This is a genomic window from Nocardia vaccinii NBRC 15922 (assembly GCF_001613305.1).
Classification (GTDB): Bacteria; Actinomycetota; Actinomycetes; order Mycobacteriales; family Mycobacteriaceae; genus Nocardia; species Nocardia vaccinii.
This window is the reverse complement of sequence record NZ_BDCC01000038.1, coordinates 15,196-34,959: the sequence shown is the minus strand read 5'-3', so window position 1 is coordinate 34,959 and position 19,764 is coordinate 15,196. Positions and strand designations below refer to the sequence as shown.

Genomic DNA, 19,764 nt, shown 5'->3' with positions numbered 1-19,764 from the left:
GAAGCGGAGGCCATAGACACAGCTCAAGCGCCTACCGCGCCGATGATGATCCGGCGTAGCACGCGGATGATGTCGTCCAGGCTGGGGCGGGGTTCGGTGCCGCTCCAGGCGTCGACGACGTAGTTGACCGCGCCGATGATCGCCAGCACCCGCATCTCGTAGTCGCCGGTCGGGATTTCTCCGTGCAGCGCGGCGTCTTCCGCGGCGCCGGCCAGGAGGGAGCCCCAGGCGCGGCGCAATTCGAGGCGGAACTTCTCCACCTTCGGTCCCGCGCCGACCACTTCGACCAATGCCACACGGGCCTTACGCGGATCGCGGCCGACGGCCTCGATATAGGCGCGCACGCAGGCGTCGATGACCTCGACCGCGGGCCGTTCGCCATGTGCGGCCAATGCGGCGGCGACCGCGTCCCGAGATTGCCGATCGATCTGTTCGTAGAGCTCCAGTAGCAGCGATTCGCGGCCGGTGAACTCCTCGTAGAACTGTCGCGAGGAGAGGCCGGCATCTTTGCAGATCGCGCCGACCGAGCTATTTCCGTACCCGTCTCTGGCGAACACCGTCAATCCGGACTCCAGAAAACGCGCACGTCGTTGTCGCTGCCGGTCTTCTACGGGCTGCCCGGCGTACATTCTGCCCGCATTAGTCTCCTGTGACATTGCGCCAGACAATACAGAAGGGCCCGATCCCCTCGTCATGGATCGGGCCCTTCGTTTTCACCTTCGACCAACCGAGCATTAGCCGAAAGTTGGCTGCATTACCGACAATACCGATGACCTACCGCATCGGGCCGGTGTCCAGCCGTTAGCCAACTCGGAGCATTCCGAGCCGCCTTGGCAATCATAACCATTTTATCGGATTTTTCTAGAGTTAATTCAAACCATCTCACTGAGCGCACGCCGAACCGCCTGCCATTTCCCGGAACGTCCGGTACGGCCTATCTCCACATCGCCCGCGGGCTGCAACTCGTTACAAGACAAGAAACTGACACTTGTTACAAGAACGACGAAGGGCCGCGGACGGTGATCCGTCCACGGCCCTTCGAAAGCCTGCGGTCAGGCGGTGACGGCCTGCTGCTCGCGCTGCAATTCCAGCGCGATATCGATCAGCTGGTCCTCCTGCCCGCCGACGAGCTTGCGCTTACCCGCGCGCACCAGCATCTCCGCCGCGGAGACCCCGTACCGCTCGGCTTGGCGCTCGGCGTGCTTGAGGAAGCTCGAGTACACGCCCGCGTAGCCCATCATCAGGGCCTGGCGATCGAGCAGGCACTCCTGCGGCATGGCCGGACGCACCACATCCTCGGCCGCGTCGGCGATCGCGAAGAAGTCGATCCCGGTCTTGATGCCGATCTTGTCGGCCACCCCGATGAACGCCTCCACCGGAGTGTTTCCCGCACCGGCTCCGAACCGCCGTGCGCTCCCGTCGATCTGCTTCGCGCCCGCGCGCACCGCGTAGATCGAGTTCGCCACGGCCAGATCGAGATTCTCGTGCCCGTGGAACCCGACCTGCGCATCGTCACCCAGCTCGGTGACCAACGCGGAGATGCGGTCGGACACCTGATCCAGCACCAGCGCACCCGCAGAGTCGACGACGTACACGCACTGGCATCCGGCATCGGCCATGATCCGCGCCTGCTTGGCCAGCACCTCCGGCGGCTGCGAATGCGACATCATCAGGAAGCCGACGGTTTCCAGGCCCAGATCCCGCGCGTAGCCGAAGTGCTGGATCGATACGTCCGCCTCGGTGCAGTGCGTCGCGATGCGCACGATCGAAGCGCCGTTGTCCTGCGAGATCTTGATGTCCTCCTTGACGCCCACGCCGGGCAGCATGAGGACCGCGATCTTGGCCTGCTTCGCGGTCTGCGCCGCGATCGTGACCAGTTCCTGCTCGGGGGTCTTGGAGAATCCGTAGTTGAACGAGGATCCGCCGAGGCCGTCGCCGTGCGTCACCTCGATCACCGGGATACCCGAGTTGTCCAGGGCCGCAACGATATCGCGCACCTCGGTCGCGGTGAACTGATGCCGCTTGTGGTGCGATCCGTCCCGCAGCGAGGTATCGGTGACGCGAACGTCGAGCTCCTGCGAATAGGGCTGCTTCACGTAATTCATGGTGGTGCTCCCTTCTACACCCGGGCCGAGAGGATCTGATCGGCGACGACCTCGCCGACACGCGTCGCGGCGGCGGTCATGATGTCCAGGTTGCCCGCATACGGCGGCAGGAAATCACCCGCGCCCTCGACCTCCACGAACACCGAAACCTTGGCCATCCCACCGGAAACCACGCTCGGCTCGTCGAACTGCGGCTCGTTGAGCAACCGGTATCCCGGGACGTACTGCTGAATGTCCGCGACCATCCGGTGGATCGATTCGGCGATCGCGGCGGTGTCGGCATCCTCGGGAATCGCGGCGAAGATGGTGTCGCGCATGATCATCGGCGGCTCGGCCGGGTTCAGGATGATGATCGCCTTACCCCGCTTCGCCCCGCCGATGGTCTCCACGCCCTTGGAGGTGGTCTTGGTGAACTCGTCGATGTTCGCGCGAGTTCCGGGCCCGGCCGACACCGAGGACACCGATGCGACGATCTCCGCATAGGGCACCTCGACCACCCGCGAGACGGCCGCGACGATCGGAATCGTCGCCTGCCCACCGCAGGTGATCATGTTCACGTTCGGGGTATCCAGATTCGCGTCCAGGTTCACCGGCGGCACCACCGCCGGGCCCACCGCGGCCGGAGTCAGATCGATCGCGCGGATGCCCGCCTCGGCGTACTTCGGCGCGTACTCGCGATGCACATAGGCCGAAGTCGCCTCGAACAGCATGTCCGGCTTCTCCGGCAGACCCAGCAGCCAGTCCGCGCCCTCGTGCGAGGTTTCCAGCCCCAGCCCGGCGGCGCGCTTCAAACCCTCACTGTCCGGGTCGATTCCGATCATCCAGCGCGGTTCGATCCGGTCCGAACGCAGCAGCTTGTACAGCAGATCGGTGCTGATGTTGCCGGATCCGACGATCGCGGCCGAAACCTTCTTCCCGGCATTCCCGTTCTCGCTCACTCGACTCTCCTCAGCTGAAACGCAAACGTACAGAACCGAGTCCGTCGAACTCGGCATGGAAGTCATCCCCCGGACGGGCATCGATCGCGCGCGTGCACGAGCCGGGCAGCACGATGTCACCGGCCTTCAACCGCACGCCGAACGAGGCGACCTTGCGCGCCAGCCATGCCACCGCGATCGTCGGATCACCCAGTACCGCATCGCTTCGTCCCTCGGCGATCGACTCACCGTTGCGGGTCAGGCGCGCGTCGATCTTCTTGATATCCAACGCATCCGGTGCGACCCGCTCGGGCCCGAGCACCCAGCCCGCCGAGGATGCGTTGTCGGCGATGGTGTCGCACAGGGCGATCTTCCAGTCCTTGATCCGGGTATCGATCAGCTCGATCGAGGGCGCGTAGGCCACGGTCGCGGCCAGCACGTCGGCCTCGGTGCACTCCTCGCCCGGCAGGTCCGCGCCCAGTACGAATCCGACCTCGACCTCCACCCGCGGAAAGAGATACTTCGAGGTATCCACCGGTGTGTTCTCGAACACTTCCATCTCGCCGAGCAGGTGGCCATAGTCCGGCTCGTCCACGCCCATCATCTTCTGCATCGCCTCGGACGACAGGCCGACCTTGTGGCCGACGACCTTCGCACCGGCATCCAGGCGAGCGCGGATGTTGAGCAACTGGATCTCGTAGGAATCGACCACATCGATCTCGGGATACCGGGCGACCAGCGGGTCGATCGGCACCCGATCCCGCTCGGCGGCCGCAAGCTCGGCAGCCAGTTCCCTCCGTACCGCGTCGGACAGCACGCTACTTCCTTCCACTGGGGCCCGGTCGGGTGGCCGAGACAGAAACTGAAACGAGTTTTCCTGCGGAAACTTGGCCCAGCAGTACCTTCTGCCAGACCAATATAGACCAAACGTGGGCCGATTCTATAACGTGTTCTACATGACTGATCGGGAATACGACGTGGTGGTGGTCGGCAGCGGCGCCGCCGGTATGACGGCCGCTCTCGCCGCGGCGCACCACGGCCTGGGCGTGGTGCTCATCGAGAAGGCCGCGCACTACGGCGGGAACACCGCGCGCAGCGGAGGCGGTGTGTGGGTCCCGGGCAACAAGGCATTGCGCGCCTCGGGCCGCCCCGATGACCGCGAGGACGCGCGCACCTATCTGCACGCGATCATCGGCGACGGCGCCCCCGCGGAACGGATCGACACCTACATCGACCGCGGCGCGGAGGCGTTCGACTTCGTGCTGGACCACACGCCGCTGAAGATGCGGTGGGTGCCGAACTACTCCGATTACTACCCGGAGGCTCCCGGCGGCCGCTCCTCGGGACGTTCCTGTGAACCCAGGCCCTTCAACGCCAAGATTCTCGGCGAGGAGCGGTTCAAGCTGGAGCCGCCGTATGCGAAGGCCCCGCTGAACGTCGTCGTCACCCAGGCCGACTTCGTCAAGCTGAACCTGATCAGGCGTCATCCGCGCGGCATCCTGACCGCCATGCGGGTCGGCGCGCGCACCTACCTGGCCAAGTGGACCGGTAAACATCTGCTCGGTATGGGCCAGGCGCTGATCGCCGCTATGCGCAAGGGCCTGATGGACGCGAATGTGCCGCTGCTGCTGAACACCCCGATGACCGGACTGGTCGTCGAGGACGGGCGCGTGGTCGGCGTCGAGGCCAGGGAGGGGGGCGGGGCCGACGGCACAGCCGGCGAGCCCGTCACCTTCCGCGCGAAATACGGCGTCGTACTCGGCTCCGGCGGCTTCGAGCACAACGAGCAAATGCGACACAAGTACCAGCGTGAGCCCATCGGCACCGAATGGACAACCGGTGCGGCCGGAAATACCGGTGACGGGATCGTCGCGGGTATGGCCGCGGGCGCGGATATCGACGTCATGGAGGATTCGTGGTGGGGGCCGACCCTTTTCAAGGGCGGTAAACCGTGGTTCGCGCTGGCGGAGCGGAATCTGCCGGGCAGCATCATGGTCGACGCGGCCGGTAAGCGATTCGGAAACGAGTCCGCTCCTTACGTCGAGGCCGTGCACACCATGTACGGCGGTAAATACGGGCAGGGCGAGGGTCCGGGCGAGCACGTGCCCGCCTGGCTGGTGTTCGATCAGCGGTACCGGAATCGCTACATTTTCGCCGGTTTGCAGCCGGGCCAGCGGATTCCGTCCCGCTGGATGGAAAACGATCTGATCGTCAAGGCCGACACGCTCGCGGAACTGGCCGCCAGGATCGACGTCCCCGAACAGGCGCTCGCCGAGACCGTCGCGCGGTTCAACTCCTTCGCCGAGAAGGGGAAGGACGAGGATTTCGGCCGTGGCGACAGCGCGTACGACCGCTACTACGGGGACCCGACAGTCAAGCCGAACCCGAGCCTGGCCGCACTGGTGCAGGGCCCGTTCTACGCGGCCAAGATGGTGCCCGGCGATCTGGGCACCAAGGGCGGGCTGGTCACCGATACCTCCGGACGGGTGCTGCGCGAGGACCAGAGCGTCATCGACGGCCTGTACGCCTCGGGCAACTGCTCAGCCCCGGTGATGGGCCACACCTACGCCGGTCCGGGCGCGACCATCGGACCCGCGATCACGTTCGGTTACCTCGCGATCAAGGACATCACCGAGCGGGTGAAGCCCGCCGCGGACGCGGTGAGCAAGTAGCGCCATCGACAACGCGGCCACGATCAGCTAGGAGAACTACATGCCGATTGATCCGAAAGTTGCACTGGGAGCGGCACTCACGCCGCAGGAGTTCGCCTGGACGCCCTCGGATGTGCAGCTCTACCACCTCGGTCTGGGCGCGGGCGGTCGCTGGACCGATCCGGGCGAGCTGCGTTATCTGGACGACCGGGCCCCGCAGGTACTGCCGACGTTCGCGACGGTCGCGCCGACCATGCGGGTCACCGAGCCGCCGCGGGTGAGTTTCCCGGGCGTGGAGATCGACCTGGCCAAGGTGGTGCACGCCAGCCAGGAGGTGGTGGTGCACCGGCCGATTCCGGCCGAGGGCAAGGCATCCAGCACCGGGCACATCACCGAGGTGTGGGACAAGGGTTCGGCGGCGGTGGTCGCGCACGAAACCGTCGTCACCGGTTCGGACGGCGAATTGCTGTGGACGGCCAAGTCGTCCATCTTCGCCAAGGGCGAGGGCGGTTTCGGCGGCGAACGCGGACCGAGCAGCAAGATCGAATTGCCGGACCGGGCACCGGATTTCAATGTGACCACACCCACACTGCCGCAGCAGGCCCTGCTCTACCGGATGTGCGGCGACCGCAACCCGCTGCATTCTGATCCCGAATTCGCCCGCGCCGCAGGCTTTCCCAATCCGATCCTGCACGGACTGTGCAGCTACGGCCTGGTCTGCAAGACCGCCGCGGACGCCGTCCTGGATTCCGACACGAGCCGAATCACCGGATTCCGCGCGCGTTTCGCCGGCGTGCTCTACCCCGGGGAAACAATCCGGTCCCGAATGTGGTTGGAAACCAACGAGCTCGTCATCGCGGCCACGGTGGTGGAACGTGACGAGGCTCCGGTTCTCAGCGACGTCCGACTGACCTTCACGTCCTAGAATCACCCGACCCCGCCGCCCCGGCGCCGGAGGAGGCACGCAGCGGTTCCCTCATCCCGCTGCGAACTCCATCCCGCCGGGGCGGCGGACTCCAATTCCCCGGACCGCGTGCCGCGCGAGTGACCGCTCATCGTGTGCCGGCCGGAGAGGCCGACCACACCCCCGGCTCACAGCGATCTACGGCGACGTCATCGGTGCCGCAGGGTCTTCGCGCCGAGTCGCCACACCGACCGCGGCGGCGAGTACGGCGACCTCATCGGCCCAGTTCCGGGCCAGCTGGGCGGCGCCGGCCACGCCGGTGTCGGTCAGTACGGACAATGTCGCCGCGGAACCGTAGCGGGCGAGGATGGTGAAACATCCGTGTCCCGGCGGCAGCCACGGCAGCGCGACCAGATCCTCGACGGGCCGGCCCAGGACGGACAACGCCGGGGTGGACCGGAATACCGACGCGGTGAGCGCCACGGTGCGCCGATCGCCGAGCCGTCGCAGGGCGGGGCCACTCCACCGCATCGGCACATGGTCGACCAGAGCCCGCGCGCCCTTACGCGCCGAGGCCATCCTGCGCTGCGACATCCGTTGCGCCGCAAGGCCGAGTCGCCGACCCGGGTCCGCCACGGCGGCGGGCAGTGCGATGCGGACCAGCCCGAGATGAACGCCGCTGCGATCGTGCTCGTCCGGACGCCGGGCGTCGACCGGAACGCACACCGGCACATCCGCGTCGACCGACGTCCACCGCCGCACCGCACCCGCCAGGGCCGCCAGATGCACCTGCCCGACGCTGACGCCCGCGGCATCCGCGATCGCCCGAAACTCGGCCACCGGCACCGTGACCGTATCGGTTCGGCGCTGTCCGGTGAGCTCGCCGAACACCGTCAACTCCGGCGCGGAACGCAAGGTGCGCAACAGATTCGGCACCGCACGTACCGCCGACAGCGCACTGCCCGCCGACTCCGCCGTCGTCGAGGCCGCACGGCCCGCGAACAACACCTCGAGCGCCCGCATCACCGCCGTCCCGTCGGCGCCACCTCGATTCAACAAACCGTCAACGGAGAGAGGGGTTTCCGTCTCCCGGCGGGGAACCGCTGCGCACCCGACCGGGGTTGATCCCGACCAGCATCATCAGGGTGTCGGCCAGTTCGGTCACCGCGCGCTGCTGGGCCGTGCCGGACAAATCGGCGCACCACAGCGGCGCCTGGCTCATGGCCGCGTGCATGCACTGCAGGACGGTGTCGACGCCGATGACGGTGAATTCGCCAGAGGCGACCCCGGCCTCGACCAGCCGGCGGAACAACCGATCGTGCCGTTGCCGCAGGTCCTTGATGCGTTCGCGCTGGGCGTCGGGCCATTCGCGGGGCATCAGGAACAGTCGCAGGGCGGCCGGATAATCGCGGACGGCGATGGTGACGTGCTCGTGGATCAGCGCGCGCAATTGCGTCGTGGGGCTGCCCTCGGTGGCGACCAGATGTTCCTCGAGCCGTGCGGTCCACTCGTTGCCGAGCGTCTCGATCGCGGCGGTGCCGAGCTCGTCCTTACTCGAAAAGTAGTAGTACAGCGAACCTTTGGTGACATCGAGACGTTCGGCGACGTCCTCGAGGCTCACCGCGTCGTATCCGCGTTCGCCGAACAGCTCCGCCGCCGCGGCGAGGATCTCCTGGATCCGGCGGCCGCGTTTGCGCTGCACCCGGCCGGACGCCGGACTCGCCTGCGCGATCGGTGAAGACGTCATCAGGCTCTCCCCTTCCTCTGGCTCTCCGGCGGACTCGACCCGAGAGTACCGGTTTGACTCTTAATTCAATTATTGACTCCAAAGTCAAAGTTTGTCACGATGGTCAAACAACGAGAGGAGCGGGAGATGGGCACCCACGAGGACATCCGCTACGAGACCGAGGGACCGGCGGCGATCATCACGATCAACCGGCCCGAGCGATACAACGCGTTCCGGGGCCGAACAGTGGAGGAGCTGATCAAGGCCTTTCGCACCGCTTGGGCGGACCGGCAGGTGCAGGCGGTCATCCTCACCGGCACGGGCGAGAAGGCGTTCTGCACCGGCGGCGATGTCAAACAGCGCGCGGAGACCGGCGATTACGGCCCGACCGAGAGCGGCATGTTCGAGATCGGCAATCTGCACAAGCTCATTCGCGATATCCCCAAACCGGTGATCGCGGCGGTGAACGGCATCGCCGTCGGCGGCGGGCATGTGCTGCAGGTGCTGTGTGACGTCACGATCGCCAGCGAGAACGCCCGCTTCGGCCAGGCCGGCCCCAAGGTGGGCTCCTTCGACGCCGGATTCGGCTCGGCCTACCTCGCCCGCGTCGTCGGCGAGAAGCGCGCTCGCGAAATCTGGTTCTGGTGCCGCCAGTACAGCGCCGTCGAGGCCGAGCGAATGGGCCTGGTCAATGCGGTCGTGCCCGCCGATCAGCTGCGGGACACCGCGCTGGCCTGGGCAAACGAGGTCGCCGAGAAGAGTCCGACCGCGATTCGCTTCCTCAAGCAGTCCTTCAATGCCGATACCGACCACCAGGCGGGACTGTCCAATCTGGCCATGTCGGCGCTGGATCTGTTCACCGCCTCCCCCGAAGGGCTCGAGGGTGCGCAGGCATTCGCCGAGAAACGCAAGCCCGACTTCAACGCACACGTCGACTGGCACTACTGATCATGGACTTCACCTTCGACGACGAGGTCGAGACGTATCGGCAGGAGCTGCGGCGCTTCGCGGTCAAGGTCCTGGCCCCGCATTATCAGGCCGACGACAAAACGGCGAAGCTGCGTCCGGAACTGGTCGCCGATATGGCCCGCATGGGCCTGACCGGACTGCGCATTCCCGAGCGGCACGGCGGCCAGGACGCCAGCGCGGTAATCGCCGGTATGGCCGCCGAGGAGGTGGCTCGCGGCGATTTCAACGCCACCTATCTGATCATCGTCAACGCTCTGGTCAGTGACATCCTCACCCGCAACGCGACCGAGGAACAGCAGGCCGCCTGGCTGCCGGGCATCGCCTCCGGCGCTGTCGTCCCGGCTTTCTGCATCACCGAACCGGAGCACGGCACCGACGCCGCCGCACTCGAGACCAGGGCCGAGCCCGACGGTGACGGGTGGCGGATCACCGGCGAGAAGACATCGATCACGCTCGGGATGTTCGCGCACAAGGCGCTGGTGCTGGCCCGCACCGGTGGCCCGGGGGCGCGCGGGGTCAGCGCGTTCTGGGTGGATCTCGACGAACGGTACGTCTCGCGGACCGCGTTCGACGATCTGGGCAGTCGCGCAATCGGCCGTGCCGCACTGTATTTCGACGGTCTGCCCGTTACCCGCGACCAGCTGGTCGGTGAGCCGGGACAGGGATTCATCTCGGTCATGCAGGGATTCGACTACTCACGGGCGGTCATCGGCCTGGCCTGCCTGGGCGCGGCACAGGTTTCGCTCGACGAAGCGTTGCAGTGGGCGCGCGACCGCAAGACCTTCGGCAGTCCGATCGGCGCGTTCCAGGGCGTGTCGTTTCCGCTCGCGGAGTACGCCACCTACCTGCGCGGCGCGCGGCACGTCTGCTACGAGGCGTTGTGGCGCAAGGACAACGGGATCGAGCACAGCACCGAGGCCGCCATGGCCAAGTTCTGGGCGCCCAAACTGTCCGCCGAAGTCATCCACCAGTGCCTGCTGACCTTCGGACATCTGGCCTACTCCAGCGAGAGCCCGATCGGGCAGCGCATGCGCGACGTGATCGGACTGGAGATCGGCGACGGCACCGCGCAGGTCTCCAAACTCGTCATCGCCCGAAATCTGCTGGGCCGCGGCTTCGCCCCCTGAACCACCACGAAAGGAATTCCGCCATGGGCACACTCGAGCACAAGATAGCCATCGTGACCGGCGCCGGGCAGGGCATCGGCCGCGGCATCGCCGAGAAGCTGTACGCCGAGGGCGCGACGGTGGTCATCGCCGACCTCAACGAGGCCACGGCGAAGGAAACCGCCTCGGCCCTGGGCGCCCGCGCGATCGGACTGCACACGGACGTGACCTCGCCCGAATCCGTCGAGGCGATGGTCGCCCAGGTCCGCCAGGCATTCGGCAGGATCGACGTCCTGGTCAACAACGCGGGCTGGGACAAGGCCGCCCCGTTCGTGGAATCCGAACGCGCGGACTGGGATCGGGTGATCCGGATAAATCTGTACGGGGTGCTGAACACCTGCAAGGCCGTGCTCCCGGTCATGGTCGAGCAGAAATCCGGTTCGGTGGTCAACATCGCCTCGGATGCCGGACGCGTCGGCTCCTCGGGTGAGGCGGTGTACTCCGCGGCCAAGGGCGGGGTCATCTCGTTCACCAAATCCGTTGCGCGCGAGATGGCCCGGTACAAGATCAACGCCAACGCGGTCTGCCCCGGCCCGACCGACACCGCCCTGTTCGCCTCCATCGGCGGCGACGATCCGCGCCTGCGCGAGGCGCTCACCAAGGCGATCCCGTTCCGTCGCCTCGCCCAGCCCAGCGACCTCGCGAATGTGGTCGCCTTCTTCGCCTCCGACGAGGCGGCCTATGTCACCGGCCAGACCGTCAGCGTCAGCGGCGGCCTCACCATGAGCTGAACCGGAGTTCGCCATGTCATTCGCGACGATCCTCACCGCCGAGCAGATCGCCCGCCACACCCGCGAGGGCTACTGGACCGATCGCCTCATCACCGACCACCTCGACGAGGCCGCCTCGCGGACACCGGACAAGACCGCGTTCATCGACTCCCAGCGCCGAATCACCTACGCGGAGTTGAAATCCGAGGTCGACCGCTGCGCACTCGGGCTGCTGGAGCTGGGTGTGCGCCCCGGCGAGGTGGTGTCCTTCCAACTGCCGAACCGGATCGAATGGGTGGTGGTGCATTTCGCCGCGACCCGCATCGGGGCGATCAGTAATCCGCTGATCCCGATCTATCGCGAGCGCGAGGTCGGATTCATGGTGGGAATGGCGAAATCGAAAGTCCTGGTCATTCCCACGGAATTCCGCGGATTCGACTATCCGGCCATGGCGGATCGCCTCCGGCCGGAGCTGCCTGATCTGAAACATGTTCTGGCCGTCGGCTCTTCGTGGGACGAATTCATGAGCACGCCATGGGAGCGACGCCGCGATCCGGCCGAACTCGCGACGCTGCGGCCGGATCCGAACGAGGTGACGCTGCTGATCTTCACCTCCGGCACCACCGGCGAGCCCAAAGGGGTTATGCACACCCACAATACGGCCATCGCGGCGAACGATCCGCTGCCCGCACGACTGGGCATCACCGCCGACACGGTATTCCACATGGCCTCGACGCTGGCGCATCTCACCGGATTTCTCTACGGCGCACGACTTCCCGTGCAGAATGCGGCAACCTGTGTGCTACAGGACATCTGGGACGCCGAACGTTTCACCGAACTCGTCGCCGAGCATCGCATCACCTACACCTCGGGTGCGACGCCATTCCTGCACGACCTGCTGGCCGCACCGCACCTGGCGACTCACGACATGTCCTCACTGCGCCTGTTCTGCTGTATGGGTGCGCCCATTCCCCGGGCGATCGTGCGCGAGGCGCGGCGCACCCTGCCGGGCACGGTCGTGCTCGGCGGCTGGGGGCAGACCGAGAATGCGCTGGTCACGCTCGGCGTTCCCGGTGATCCGGACGAGAAGATCATCGATACCGACGGCTATCCGTGGCCGGGTATGCGAATCCGGATTCTCGGTGTGGACGGATCGGAGCTGCCGCCGGGGGCCGAGGGCCGTTTGCAGGTGGCCGGGCCGTTCCTGTTCGTCGGCTACGCCGATCGCGAGCAGTTGACCTGGGAGTGTTTCGACGGGGACTGGTTCGACACCGGCGACCTGGGCAGTATCGATTCCGAGGGCTATCTGCGCATCGCGGGCCGCACCAAGGACGTGATCATCCGAGGCGGGGAGAACATCCCGGTCGCCTACGTGGAGAACGTGCTGTACGAACATCCCGACGTCGAGGCCGTCGCCGTCGTCGGCGTGCCGGATCCCCGGCTCCAGGAGCGCGCCTGCGCCTGCCTGGTGCTCAAACCGGGCGCGGCCGACCTGGATCTCGAGGCGATGCGAATCTTCCTGGCCGGCAAGGGCGTGGCCAAACAGTACTGGCCCGAACGGCTCGAAATCCTGCCGGACCTCCCTCGCACCGCCAGCGGCAAGATCCAGAAATTCCAGCTGCGCGACCGCATCGGCGACCCCGCGTGAATTCGAATCATTCTCATCGACAAGGATTCTCGATGACCTACGACACCGTTCGCACCGATATCGCCGACGGCGTCGCGGTGCTGACCCTGCACCGCCCCGACGTCCGCAACGCGATCGATCAGCGGGTACAGGCCGATATCCGGACCGCGCTCGCGCGGTTCCGAGACGACCCCGAGGTCGGCGCGGTGGTGTTCACCGGCGCGGGCGACCGCGCGTTCGCCGCCGGGGCCGATATCGGCCAGTTGCGCGACTACACCCTGCACACCGGGCTGGCCGCGGAGATGCAGCGGCTCTATGACGAGATCGAGGCGTTCGAGAAGCCGACCATCGCCGCGGTCAACGGCTACGCCCTCGGCGGCGGCTGCGAGCTGGCCATCGCGTGCGATATCCGGATCGCCTCGCCCACAGCGAAATTCGGTTTGCCCGAGACGAGTTTGTCGGTGCTGCCGGGCGCGGGCGGCACCCAGCGGATGGGCCGGCTGGTCGGGATGGGCCGTGCCATCGAGCTGATCCTGACCGGCCGCATGGTCGACGCCGCCGAGGCGCATGCGATCGGTCTGGTCACCGCGGTCACCGACGACCCGGTCGCGGCGGCGCGCGAGACCGCGCAGGGCATTCTGCGGCGCGGCCCGCTGGCCGTGCGGCTGGCCAAGCTGGTCATTCGGACCGGTATGGACGCCGACCAGCGCACCGGACTGGTCGTCGAGCGGCTGGCACAAGCCCTGCTCTACACCAGTGACGACAAACGCGAAGGCGCTCGGGCCTTTCTGGCCAAGCGGCCCGCCGCGTTCACCGGGAGCTGACCGTGATCTCTCGCATTCTCGTCGTGGGCGCGGGCGCGATGGGCTCGCAGATCGCCCTGACCGCGGCACTGGCCGGATACCAGGCGGTGCTCTCGGACATCGACGACGATCGCGTCACCAAGGCCCGTTCCGACCTGGCCGATCTGCTGGCCGCACGCGTCGGCAAGGGGCGCATCACCGAGGCGGACGCACAGGCCGCGCTGGAGCGGCTCACCTGCACCGCCGACGCCGACGCGTGGGCGCCGAGCGCGGATTACGTCATCGAGGCCGCGGTGGAGAAGCTCGACGTCAAACGGGAGCTGTTCGCGCATTTGGACGCACTGCTCCCCCGACACGCCATCCTCGCCAGCAACTCCTCGGGCTTCGTGCCCTCCCGGCTCGCGGACGCCACCGACCGGCCGGACCGCGTCTGCAACCTGCACTTCTTCAATCCGGCTCTGGTCATGCGCTGCGTCGAAATCGTCTGCGGGCCACAGACTTCCGACGCGACCGTGCGGACGTCGGTGGAACTGGCCGAACGGCTCGGCAAAACCCCGGTGGTGCTGGACCGCGAGATTCCGGGCTTCATCGCCAACCGGATTCTCAATGCCGTGCGCGACGAAGCCATCGCCCTGCTCGAAGGCGATATCGCCACCGTCGAGGCCATCGACACGGTGTGCCGCACGGCGCTGGGCTATCCGATGGGCCCGTTCGAACTGATGGATCTGACCGGCATCGATATCGGATACCTCACCAAGACAGCGCGTTTCGAAGAGTCGGGCGATCCGCGCGACGCCCCCAGCCGCAGCGTCGCACTGCTCGTCGAACGCGGCGAGCTCGGACGCAAGACCGGCCGCGGCTGGTACGACCACGCCCCCGACGGCACCGCATCCGCCCGGCCCCGCCCCCAGGAGTGATCATGGACCTGACCCTCACCGAAGCGCAGACCGAATTCCGCGGTTATGCAAGGCAATTCCTGGACAGCGAGGTCGTCGCACATCGCGCCGAATGGGATCGCGCCGAGAGCGTGGACACCTCGATCGTGCCGAAACTGGGCGCGGGGGCTTCTTCGGCCTGACTATCCCCGAGGAATACGGCGGTCTCGGCGGCGATTACGTCACCTACTGCATCGGGATGGAGGAACTCGGTCGCGCGGACTCGGCCGTGCGCGGCATCGTCTCGGTGTCGATGGGACTGGTGGGCAAGGTGATTCTGTCGCACGGCACCGAGGAACAGAAGAAGCGCTGGCTGCCACCGATCGCCGACGGGTCCGCGCTGGCCTGCTTCGGGCTCACCGAACCCGACACCGGTTCGGACGCGGGCAATCTGAAGACCCGCGCCGAACGCGTCGGCGACGACTACGTGCTCAACGGCCAGAAGATGTTCATCACCAACGCGACCTGGGCCGATGTCTGCCTCGTCTTCGCCAGGACGGGCGCTCCCGGACCGAAGGGCGTCTCGGCGTTCCTGGTGCCCACCGGCACGCCCGGATTCGAAACCCGGGAGATCAAGGGCAAATTGGGACTGCGCGGCCAGGCGACCGGCGAGGTCTATCTGACCGATGTGCGCGTCCCGGCGTCGTCCCGGCTCGGCGAAGAGGGCGAGGGCTTCACCATCGCCATGCATTCACTGGACAAGGGCCGGGTCTCGGTCGGCGCCGGCTGCGTCGGAATCATCTCCGGATGCCTGGACGCGGTGGTCGACTACGCCACGCAACGGCAGCAGTTCGGCCGCCCGCTCGCCTCGTTCCAGCTGATCCAGGACATGATCGCCGACATCTCGGTGGAATTGGACGCAGCCCGGCTGTTGGTGTGGCGCGCAGCGGATCTCATCGAACGCGGTGCGCCGTTCGGCACGGCCGCGTCCAAGGCGAAGTACTTCGCCAGCGAGGCCGCGGTGCGCGCGGCGAACAGTGCGATCCAGATCTTCGGCGGCTACGGCTACATCGATGAATATCCGGTGCAGAAGTATCTGCGCGATGCCCGGGTGATGACCCTCTACGAGGGCACCAGCCAGATCCAGAAGCTTCTCATCGGACGCGCCGAGACCGGCATCAGCGCATTCCTCTGAGCGACAAGACCATTCGTGTGAAAGGACTCCCCATGCCCACCCCGCAGACCCCGCTCGGCCTGTTCGGCGTCGAAGAACTGATCGGCGAGGAGGATCGGGCGATCCGTGACACCGTGCGCGCGTTCACCGCCGATCGGCTGCGCCCGCAGTTGGCGCGATGGTACGAATCGGCGACCATCCCGGCCCGCGAATTGGCCCGGGAATTGGGCAAACTCGGCGTACTCGGGATGCATCTGGACGGTTACGGCTGCGCCGGGACCAGCGCGGTGGCCTATGGGCTGGCCTGCCTGGAACTCGAGGCCGCCGATTCCGGGTTGCGCAGCCTGGTCTCCGTGCAGGGATCGCTGGCGATGTTCGCGATCCACCGGTGGGGTTCACCCGAGCAGAAGGACGAATGGCTGCCGCGGATGGCCGCCGGGGAGGCGATCGGCTGTTTCGGGCTGACCGAACCCGATTTCGGCTCCAACCCGGCCGATATGCGCACCAGCGCCCGGCGCGACGGCGACGACTGGGTGCTCAACGGGTCCAAGATGTGGATCACCAACGGCTCGGTCGCCGATGTCGCGGTGGTGTGGGCGCAGACCGAGGACAAGATCCGCGGATTCGTAGTTCCCACGGACACACCGGGTTTCACCGCTCCGGAGATCAAGAACAAACTGTCGCTGCGAGCTTCGGTGACCAGTGAGCTGATCCTCGACGGAGTCCGGCTACCCGCGTCGGCGATGCTGCCCGAGGCGCGCGGGCTGTCGGGGCCGCTGTCGTGCCTGAACGAGGCGCGCTTCGGCATCGTCTTCGGCGCGCTCGGCGCGGCCCGAGACTGCCTGGAGACGGCCATCGCCTACACCCGCGACCGCGATATCTTCGGCAAACCGCTCGCCGCCTACCAGGCCACCCAGCTGAAACTGGCCGATATGACCGTCGAACTGGGCAAGGGCATGCTACTGGCCCTGCATCTGGGCAATCGGAAGGACGCGGGCACGCTACGCGCCGAACAGGTCAGCCTCGGCAAACTGAACAACGTGCGTGAGGCCCTGGCGATCGCTCGCGAATGCCGAACCCTGCTGGGAGCCAACGGAATCAGCCTCGAATACCCGATCCTGCGACACGCGTCCAACCTGGAGTCGGTGCTGACCTACGAGGGCACCTCCGAGATACACCAGCTGGTGATCGGCCAGGCGGTGACGGGCCATCCGGCCTTCCGCTGAGCGCGAATCAGTCCTTCGGGAAGCCGGTCGCGAACAGGCCGCCGATCGCGACGGCGGCGACAACGGCGACAACGGGGATGATCCACATGGGTTCAGACTACAAGCTGTAGTAGTTGCCGCGGCATAATTGTGCCCAGCATCACCGCAGGCAGAGCGGGGTAATGATCGCCGGACGAGCGATTCGGGTCAATCGTCCGTTCGCGCGGCAACACCCCGGATCACCAGGGCGAACACCAGCACCGCCAGCACCGGCGCGGCCAGCGGCACCCATTCCAGCCGGGTAGGCACCTCGGTCGCGAGGACCGCCACGGCGGCGAAACAGACCGCGCCCGCCACCGACGGCAGCGTCGTCGGAACCACCCCGACCGGCGCGGACACCGTGGCGGTATTGAGCAGGTAGGTGGTGGCCACCAGTCCCGTCGCGGCCGCGGCGAGTGCGCCGGAATCGGCCCAGGCCAGCGCGCCGAGCGCGACCAGGACCGCGCCCACCGCGCAGATTCGCAGCCACCAACCCGCGACCACCAGCGCCGCGGCCGGGATCGCGAGCCAGGGCATGACGATTCCCACCGCCGTGACCAGCAGCAGACCGGACAGCACCGCGAGGAATCTGGTCATCGCCGCACCCGCACCAGTCGCCGGCGGTCCGGGATCAACCGCATCACCTGATCCAGCCGGGTTCCCTCGGCCCAGGCCACGATATCGACCCCGACCGTGCCCATATCCCGGTACATCGCCATCCGCTCCAACTGCCACATGCGCGCCATCGTCGGATCCAGCTCGTCGCGAAACGGCGTGCCGCGCATGACATCCACGACCACCACCACATGCCCGCGCTTGCGCAGATCGATCAGCGCCAAGGCGAATTCGGTGTCCAGCAGCGTCGAGAACGCCACCACGATCGCGCCGAGCGGCACCGCCGCGTGCGGGGCGAGCGAGCCGGAGGTGGACATATGCTCCTCGCCCACATCGAGCACGGTGTCGACGATGCGGTAGAACTGCCGACGTCCGATATCGGCCCGCAGCCAGCGCGGCGACTGTCCCAGGCACACCACCGCGGTCCGGTCGCCCGCCTGCAGCGCAGTCTGGGCGACCTGCGCGGCCCCGCGCACCGACAACTCCAGCGAATCCGCCGCCGGGCCCGGAGCCTGAAGCGAATGATCCAGCAGCACAACGACATCCGCGGCCCGGTTGGTGAGCCGCTCGGTGACGTGCAGTCGGCCGCGCCGCGCGCTCACCGACCAGTTCACCGTGCGCAACTGATCACCGGGCGTGTACGCGCGAATGTCGGCGTACTCCACCCCGGGCCCGTGCCGACGCGTCAGGTGGGTGCCGATCCGTTCGGGATATTCGGTGCGCGGCAGTCGCATCGGCTGCGGGTCGGCGACCGGATACACGTACACCTGACCGGCGGGCAGGCTCACCGCGGCGGTGGCGAGACCCGCCGGACTCAGCGCCGTCACCCTGATCCGCATCGGATAGCGACCCCAGCGCGCGGCCGACAACGCCATCCGCAGTCCGGCCGGAGCCGTTCCCGAATCGATCGACTTCTCCACCCGCAGCTCCATGCCGTCGAGCTGTTCGGGTTTGCAGCGCAGCAGGGCATGTCCGTCCTCGACGAAGGCAGCCGCGGACAGCACCACCTCCTCACCCTCGAAGCAGCGCAGCACACCGCCGCCATCCACCTGAATCTTGGTGCGCGCCAACTGAATGGGCGCGGTCGCCAGCACCCCGAGCATGGGCGCGGCGAACACCACCAGCTGCCAGCGACCCAGGATCACCGCCGCGGCGAGTGCGATACCGCCCGCCACCGCGAGCATGTAGACCAGGGCGGCGGGCCGCCAGCGTAGTTCGACCTCCGTCGCCGAACTCGAATCCCGATGTCTCATAGGCACTCTCCGGACGCGATCCCGGCGAGCGGCAGCCGGGACCCGCGACGCGCGGTCGCGCTCATGTCCCCATGGCCCGCGGAACCCGCAGGCGGCGAAGCAATTCGGAGATGACGTCCTCGCCGCGGATGCGCCGCACCCACATCTCCGGGCGCAGGGTGATGCGGTGCGCCATAGCCGGAATGGCAAGAGCCTTCACATCTTCCGGAATGACGTAGTCACGCCCCTGCAACAGCGCACGGGCGCGGGCCATCTGCACCAGATCCAGTTCCGCGCGCGGGCTGGCGCCGACCTCCACCTGCGGATGGCTGCGGGTCGCCGCGGCCAGCGAGACGACGTAACCCACCACATCCGGGTGCACGGTCACGAATTCGACGGCGTGCCGCATCTCCAGCAGCCCGGCGGCATCGACGACCTGGCCGACCTGCGGTGGCACCGAACCGCGCTCGAGGCGGCGGCGGATCATCTGGGTCTCGTCGTCCTCGGACAGATATCCCAGACGCAACTGCAGCGCGAAACGGTCGAGCTGAGCTTCGGGCAGCGGATAGGTGCCCTCGTACTCGATCGGATTATCGGTGGCCAGCACGATGAAAGGCTGTGGCAGCGGGAAGGTTTCGCCGTCGATGCTGACCTGCCCCTCGGCCATCGCCTCGAGCAGCGCGGCCTGGGTCTTGGGCGGCGTCCGGTTGATTTCGTCGGCCAGCAGCATATTGGCGAAGACCGGGCCCTTGCGGAAGTTGAACCGCCCCGAATTCATGTCGTAGATGGTCGAACCGATCAGGTCCGCCGGTAGCAGGTCGGGCGTGAACTGCACTCGGGTGAAGTCCAAACCCAGTGCCGCGGCGAAGGATCGCGCGATGAGCGTCTTGCCGAGCCCGGGTAGATCCTCGATCAGGACATGACCGCCCGACAGCACCGCGATCATGATCAGCTGCAGTTCGTCCTGCTTGCCGACCACGACCCGGGACAGCTCGCGCAATACCGCGTCGGTGCGTTTGACGGTCGCGTCCAAAGGTTTCGTCATG

General features: G+C 67.0%; 18 protein-coding genes and 1 pseudogene. 10 read left to right on the top strand and 9 right to left on the bottom strand.

Going from position 1 to position 19,764, the window contains the following annotated elements; genetic code table 11:
* Positions 1–23: 23 nt before the first annotated feature.
* From NV1_RS25190 to NV1_RS25175, 4 genes are all read right to left on the bottom strand, one after another.
* Positions 24–656: a TetR/AcrR family transcriptional regulator gene (locus tag NV1_RS25190; RefSeq protein WP_245713907.1), complete on the bottom strand. Its 633-nt coding sequence runs from the start codon at positions 654–656 to the stop codon at positions 24–26.
* A gap of 396 nt (positions 657–1,052) precedes the next feature.
* The gene (gene dmpG / locus NV1_RS25185) at positions 1,053–2,105 is read right to left on the bottom strand and encodes a 4-hydroxy-2-oxovalerate aldolase (RefSeq protein WP_067896174.1); all 1,053 of its coding nucleotides are present in this window, start codon (positions 2,103–2,105) and stop codon (positions 1,053–1,055) included.
* Between the two features lie 14 nt (positions 2,106–2,119).
* Entirely contained in the window at positions 2,120–3,043 is a 924-nt protein-coding gene (locus tag NV1_RS25180) for an acetaldehyde dehydrogenase (acetylating) (protein ID WP_067896171.1), read from the bottom strand.
* Between the two features lie 10 nt (positions 3,044–3,053).
* The gene (locus NV1_RS25175) at positions 3,054–3,839 is read right to left on the bottom strand and encodes a 2-keto-4-pentenoate hydratase (protein WP_067896169.1); all 786 of its coding nucleotides are present in this window, start codon (positions 3,837–3,839) and stop codon (positions 3,054–3,056) included.
* 130 nt (positions 3,840–3,969) lie between these two features.
* On the opposite strand from NV1_RS25175, the gene kstD reads away from it, so the two are divergent.
* Together kstD and chsH3 are read left to right on the top strand one after the other, a co-directional pair.
* Positions 3,970–5,694, top strand: a complete 1,725-nt coding sequence (kstD, locus tag NV1_RS25170) for a 3-oxosteroid 1-dehydrogenase (RefSeq protein ID WP_067896188.1) — start codon at positions 3,970–3,972, stop codon at positions 5,692–5,694.
* Positions 5,695–5,734: 40 nt separating this feature from the next.
* Positions 5,735–6,598, top strand: coding sequence for an enoyl-CoA hydratase ChsH3 (gene chsH3 / locus NV1_RS25165; protein WP_067896166.1), 864 nt, complete (start codon positions 5,735–5,737; stop codon positions 6,596–6,598).
* 177 nt (positions 6,599–6,775) lie between these two features.
* Here chsH3 and NV1_RS25160 read toward each other — a convergent pair whose 3' ends face one another.
* Together NV1_RS25160 and NV1_RS25155 are read right to left on the bottom strand one after the other, a co-directional pair.
* Positions 6,776–7,636, bottom strand: a complete 861-nt coding sequence (locus tag NV1_RS25160; RefSeq protein ID WP_157117354.1) for a WS/DGAT domain-containing protein — start codon at positions 7,634–7,636, stop codon at positions 6,776–6,778.
* A 4-nt stretch (positions 7,637–7,640) separates the two neighbouring features.
* Entirely contained in the window at positions 7,641–8,324 is a 684-nt protein-coding gene (locus tag NV1_RS25155) for a TetR/AcrR family transcriptional regulator (RefSeq protein ID WP_067896160.1), read from the bottom strand.
* Between the two features lie 126 nt (positions 8,325–8,450).
* Here NV1_RS25155 and NV1_RS25150 point away from each other — a divergent pair, with 126 nt between their 5' ends.
* The 8 genes and pseudogenes from NV1_RS25150 to NV1_RS25115 all read left to right on the top strand — a co-directional run bounded on the left by NV1_RS25150 (position 8,451) and on the right by NV1_RS25115 (position 16,853).
* Positions 8,451–9,251: an enoyl-CoA hydratase-related protein gene (locus tag NV1_RS25150; RefSeq protein WP_067896185.1), complete on the top strand. Its 801-nt coding sequence runs from the start codon at positions 8,451–8,453 to the stop codon at positions 9,249–9,251.
* A gap of 2 nt (positions 9,252–9,253) precedes the next feature.
* Positions 9,254–10,399, top strand: coding sequence for an acyl-CoA dehydrogenase family protein (locus NV1_RS25145; protein ID WP_067896157.1), 1,146 nt, complete (start codon positions 9,254–9,256; stop codon positions 10,397–10,399).
* Positions 10,400–10,422: 23 nt separating this feature from the next.
* Entirely contained in the window at positions 10,423–11,169 is a 747-nt protein-coding gene (locus tag NV1_RS25140; RefSeq protein WP_067896155.1) for an SDR family NAD(P)-dependent oxidoreductase, read from the top strand.
* A gap of 13 nt (positions 11,170–11,182) precedes the next feature.
* On the top strand, positions 11,183–12,796 hold the full coding sequence (locus tag NV1_RS25135; RefSeq protein WP_067896152.1) for an AMP-binding protein: 1,614 nt from the start codon (positions 11,183–11,185) through the stop codon (positions 12,794–12,796).
* A 32-nt stretch (positions 12,797–12,828) separates the two neighbouring features.
* Positions 12,829–13,599 (top strand): enoyl-CoA hydratase/isomerase family protein, encoded by a 771-nt coding sequence (locus NV1_RS25130; protein WP_067896149.1) that lies wholly within the window; start codon positions 12,829–12,831, stop codon positions 13,597–13,599.
* A gap of 2 nt (positions 13,600–13,601) precedes the next feature.
* On the top strand, positions 13,602–14,495 hold the full coding sequence (locus NV1_RS25125) for a 3-hydroxyacyl-CoA dehydrogenase family protein (protein WP_245713905.1): 894 nt from the start codon (positions 13,602–13,604) through the stop codon (positions 14,493–14,495).
* Positions 14,496–14,497: 2 nt separating this feature from the next.
* Positions 14,498–15,648, top strand: a pseudogene (locus NV1_RS25120) (acyl-CoA dehydrogenase family protein).
* A gap of 32 nt (positions 15,649–15,680) precedes the next feature.
* Complete coding sequence (locus NV1_RS25115; RefSeq protein WP_067896146.1) at positions 15,681–16,853, top strand: acyl-CoA dehydrogenase family protein; 1,173 nt, start codon at positions 15,681–15,683, stop codon at positions 16,851–16,853.
* A gap of 186 nt (positions 16,854–17,039) precedes the next feature.
* Here the strand turns inward: NV1_RS25115 and NV1_RS25110 are convergent, their stop codons facing one another.
* The 3 genes from NV1_RS25110 to NV1_RS25100 form a co-directional block, all read right to left on the bottom strand.
* Positions 17,040–17,468, bottom strand: a complete 429-nt coding sequence (locus NV1_RS25110; RefSeq protein ID WP_067896144.1) for a hypothetical protein — start codon at positions 17,466–17,468, stop codon at positions 17,040–17,042.
* A complete protein-coding gene (locus NV1_RS25105; RefSeq protein ID WP_067896141.1) occupies positions 17,465–18,739 on the bottom strand; it encodes a DUF58 domain-containing protein in 1,275 nt (424 codons plus the stop codon). The genes NV1_RS25110 and NV1_RS25105 overlap by 4 nt, the downstream gene beginning before the upstream one ends.
* A gap of 61 nt (positions 18,740–18,800) precedes the next feature.
* Positions 18,801–19,763 (bottom strand): AAA family ATPase, encoded by a 963-nt coding sequence (locus NV1_RS25100; protein ID WP_067896138.1) that lies wholly within the window; start codon positions 19,761–19,763, stop codon positions 18,801–18,803.
* Between the last annotated feature and the right edge of the window lies 1 nt (position 19,764).